3 protein-coding genes and 1 pseudogene are annotated in these 3,193 nt (G+C 73.4%); 2 read left to right on the top strand and 2 right to left on the bottom strand.

Annotated elements, in window-relative coordinates:
- Window positions 1-381 (bottom strand): FBP domain-containing protein (locus ACFW2E_RS44165; protein ID WP_384477027.1); only part of this gene is annotated, 381 nt, incomplete at its 3' end.
- Between the two features lie 391 nt (window positions 382-772).
- On the opposite strand from ACFW2E_RS44165, the gene ACFW2E_RS44170 reads away from it, so the two are divergent.
- Window positions 773-2,086: an ROK family protein gene (locus tag ACFW2E_RS44170; protein WP_384477030.1), complete on the top strand. Its 1,314-nt coding sequence runs from the start codon at window positions 773-775 to the stop codon at window positions 2,084-2,086.
- A gap of 189 nt (window positions 2,087-2,275) precedes the next feature.
- Complete coding sequence (locus ACFW2E_RS44175) at window positions 2,276-2,515, top strand: hypothetical protein (protein ID WP_384477033.1); 240 nt, start codon at window positions 2,276-2,278, stop codon at window positions 2,513-2,515.
- Window positions 2,516-2,853: 338 nt separating this feature from the next.
- On the opposite strand, the pseudogene ACFW2E_RS44180 reads toward ACFW2E_RS44175, so the two are convergent.
- Window positions 2,854-3,193, bottom strand: a pseudogene (locus tag ACFW2E_RS44180) (histidine kinase); the annotation flags it as partial.

Raw genomic sequence — 3,193 nt, forward strand, 5'->3', positions numbered from 1 at the left:
GCGCACGTACAGCGAGCAGGCGAGGTCCGCGCACATGTACAGGCCGACCGAATTGCCCTCGCGGCCCGCCGCGCCCGCCTTCCGGGCCGTCATCAGCGAGACGCCGCCCCCGGGGTGCGTCGTCAGGCACACCGAGCACATGCTGCGGTGCAGCAGGCTCCGCCGTGCGGGCGGGAAGCGCAGCGCGACGCCCACGGGCCGGCCCGCCCGCTCGGTGACCAGACAGCAGCGGCCGGGCGCGCCGGGATCCCGCCAGCCGAGGAAGTCCAGGTCGTCCCACGGGCGTTCGGCGAGGTCGCGGGGTACCGACAGCCGTCCGGCCTCTCCCTTGGAGCAGTTGACGAATGAGCTGCGGATGTCCCGCTCGGTGAGTGATCTCATGGGGAGGTCCTTCCGGGGAGGCATGAAACTAGGAGCACTAGGTTTCTGCCTAGCCTAGGTAGCCAAGGAGTGGGGGAGCCAGTGGATTTCCGGTACGACGTCGTCCCGGCGCGTGCGGCGGCGGCCCTGCGCCATGTCGCGGGCCGGCCAACCGTTCGACGGCGGGCGGACGATCCGGGGTCTCACCGAGGCCGTTCCGCGGGCCGTGGGGGAGGAGCGCGGGCGCTGGGCGCGGGAGCAGGTGGCCCCGAACCGGTCGCCGCGCCGGACGAGTTCGGCAGCCTCGCCCGGCCGTCTTAGCTCATAGCGTGAACTAAGGGTTGGAGGAAAGTCGCGCCAAGCTCACCCACGGGGGTATGTTGCAGGTCGGGCAGGGTTCGAAGGGAGCCACATGGCGGGGCGGAACGGGCGCACGGTACGCGACCTCAGACGGGGGAACCGCACGGCGGTGCTGCAACGGCTGTACTTCGACGGGCCGCTCAGCCGGTTCGAGCTCGGCCCGGCGACCGGGCTGAGCTCCGGCTCGGTCAGCAACGTCGTCGCGGATCTGATCGCCGACGGACTGGTCGAGGAGGCCGGCAGCGTCGACTCCGACGGCGGCCGCCCCCGCACCCTGCTGCGCGTCGCCCCGGGCAGCGGACACATGATCGGCGTCGACGTGGGCGAGACCCGGGTCCGGGTCGAGCTGTTCGACCTGACCCTCACCGAACTCGCCCGCGCCGAAAGGCCGTTGGCGCAGCAGCGGTACGACGTCGACGTCATCGTCGGCCACATCCGTGACGGCGTCGCCGAGGTCCTCGAGGCCGCAGGGATCGACCCCGGGCAGCTCCTCGGCGTAGGTGTGGGCGTCCCCGGAATCATCGAGCACACCGCGGACCGAGGTGCCGTCGTGCACGGGCAGACGATCGGCTGGGACGCCGTGCCGCTGGAGGAGCTGCTCCGCTCCGGCTCCCAACTTCCCGATTCCGTACCGTACTTCATCGACAACGGTGCGAAGACGCTCGGGCAGGCGGAGATGTGGTTCGGCGCGGGGCGCGGCGCCCGCAACGCGGTCGTGGTGCTCTTCGGCTCCGGCGTCGGCGCCTGCCTCGTCACCCCCGAGGTGGAGCACGGGCGGGCCGTCGAGTGGGGGCATCTGACGGTAGGGGTGGGGGGGATTTGCGGGGTCGGGGTCGGGGGGCGGCGCTGCCGGGGCGGCGCGCTCGGCTGCCTCGAGGCCTACGCGGGGGCCGAGTCCCTGCTCGCCCGCTGGCGGGAGGAGGGCGGGCGTCCGCCGGAGGGCACCGACGAGGAGACCGCGCTCACCGCGATGCTGGCCGCCGCGTATCCCTCCGAGGGCGCCGCCGAGGACCCGGTCGCGCTCGCCGTGCTCGAGGAGACCGCCGAGTACCTCGGCGCCGGTCTGTCCGACCTGATCAACCTCTTCCAGCCCGAGCGGATCCTGATCGGCGGCTGGGCCGGACTCCAGCTCGGCGCGCGGTTCCTGCCCGCCGTACGCCGGCACGCGACCACGTACGCGCTGCGCCACCCGGCCGAGAAGGTGCGCATCGACCTGGGCAGGCTCGGACCCGACGCGGTCACCGTCGGCGCCGCGATCCTGCCGCTCGCCGACTTCTTCGCCCGCGGCGGGCAGCGTGCGCGGCCGACGGCCGAGGACCGCCTCCCGGCCTGGCGGGCGGCCCTTCAGGAACGGGCGCCGCGCTAGAGGTCCTGTCGTCACATCCCCGTCGTCCGCCCCGGCGCGGCCCCGGCGTGGCGGGGATTCGACGACAGGGCCCAAGGTGTGTTGTCCCCGGCCGGGTTCCGGACGGCCTCGACGGCCGGGCCACGCGTTTCGCGCCCCGTCCGCGAGGTACTCGCGAACCGCCCCAACCGACGCGAGGGGAGTCACGCCGTGGCCGACCACCGCAACCGTGGGCCCGCCGGGAGCAGGGCACCCGTTCCGCGCGACATGCAGGACCAGCAGGCCGGCCCCGGGGACGACCCGTGGGAGACCGCCGAGACGGAGTCCGCCCGCGCCCGCCCGGGGCACGACGTCCCCGACACCGACGAGGCGGGCACGGGGCGGCGGGGTGCACCGCGCTCGGGGGCGGTGCACCCGGAGCGTCCCGTGCCGGACGAGCCCGCCGACTGAGGGGCGCGAGCGACGTACGGCCCCGGGGCCGCGCAGGTGCGCGAGCACGCCCGCGCCACGGCCCATGACCCCTGAGGTAATCGACCTCCGCCACCGGTGAAGCAATCATGAAACACGTACCTCGCAGAGGCACCACTCACCGGATTCCAGGAGGACGTCCCAGATGCCGTACTTCGAGAGCCCCACCGACGGTGTACGCCTGCACTACATCGACCACGGCCCGGCGGACGGCCCGGTGGTCGTCCTCGTGAACAGCGCCTGGCTGGGCTCGGAGATGTGGGAGTTCCAGATGCCGTCGCTGCTGAAGGCCGGTTACCGCTGCGCGAGCATGGACCGCCGGGGCCGACGAAGCGGTGGGAGGGCGAGAAGCCGAGCGGCACGGCGGCCATGGCGACCTCACGCAGCACGCGGGTGCGCAGTCCTTCGGGTGCCTCGGCGGGTTGCCGCAGCGCGAAGATCGCGGAGCGGATCTCCTGGATGGTGACGTCGAGCTCGTCGACGGCCCCGCCCACTCCGTCACGCACCTCGGGCACGAGCGCCCTGCGCTGCGCGCTCTCCAGCATCATTCCCGTGGCGAACAGTCGCTGGATGACGAGGTCGTGCAGGTCGCGCGCGATGCGGTCGCGGTCCTCGTAGACGGCGAGCCGTTCCCGGTCGCGCTGGGTGTCGGCGAGGACC

Origin of the sequence: Streptomyces sp. NPDC058964, assembly GCF_042741275.1 — a bacterium.
Classification (GTDB): Bacteria; Actinomycetota; Actinomycetes; order Streptomycetales; family Streptomycetaceae; genus Streptomyces.